Origin of the sequence: Streptomyces sp. DH12 (assembly GCF_020873895.1) — a bacterium.
In the GTDB taxonomy this organism is placed as follows: domain Bacteria; phylum Actinomycetota; class Actinomycetes; order Streptomycetales; family Streptomycetaceae; genus Streptomyces.
Genome location: NZ_JAHWGT010000140.1, coordinates 1 through 928, shown reverse-complemented (window position 1 = coordinate 928; position 928 = coordinate 1). Strand labels below are relative to the sequence as shown.

Below are 928 nucleotides of genomic sequence, written 5' to 3'. Positions count from 1 at the left end.
AGAAGGACCTGCCCACCGACCAGTCGCTCGACCTCAGGGCGAACGGCCACGAGGTGTGGCTGGTGAGCGGGCAGGAGAAGTACTTGCTGCCGCAGCCCGCCGGGTCCGCGGCCGCTCTCGACCTGACCACCTCCAAGGCGGTCTGGATCGACCGCTCCACCCTCGTCTGGGACGGCTCCGCCGCGGCCGCGTCCACCCAGCTCCTCGCCTCCCGCACCGGCTCGGTGACGGTGAAGAACGGCACGCTGGACACCGGCGACGCCCGCTGGATCCGCCTGTCGAAGTCTGCCCTCACCGACGCCCGGAAGGCCGAGTTCCCCCACCTCGCCCAGGGCACCGCCTGGACCGTCGACCCGCGTGACCGCGACCGGGTACGCGAGGCCCTGCGCGGCCAGGTCGTCGCCACCCAGCGCGCCGCCAACGGGGCAGTCCTCGCGGCCACCGGCGTGCAGATCGCGGGCGTCCTCGACGACCTGTACGCGGCCGGCGCCACCGAGGCGCGGCTCGGCCCGGTGTTCCGCCACGGCCGGCCCACCCTGTCCGTGTGGGCGCCGACCGCGCGGAAGGCCGCCCTGGAGATCGGCGGCCGTACGGTCGCCATGCGCCGCGACGACGCCACCGGCGTCTGGTCCGTCACCGGGCCCGCCTCCTGGAAGGGCAAGGAGTACCGGTACGCGGTGACCGTGTGGGCGCCCGCCGCCGGCGAGGTCGTCACCAACAAGGTCACCGACCCGTACGCGACCGCCCTGACCACCGACTCCGAGCGCAGCCTCGTCGTCGACCTGGCCGACCGGTCCCTCCAGCCGCGCGGCTGGGACAGCTACACCAAGCCCAAGGCCGTGCCGCTGAAGGACGCGCAGATCCAGGAGCTGCACATCCGCGACTTCTCCGTCGAGGACCGCACGGCGAAGAACCCGGGCACCTACCT

Annotated in this window: 1 pseudogene; it reads left to right on the top strand. The window is 73.6% G+C overall.

Features of this window, described 5'->3' with window-relative positions:
- Positions 1 to 928, top strand: a pseudogene (locus LPA54_RS33050) (DUF3372 domain-containing protein); the annotation flags it as partial.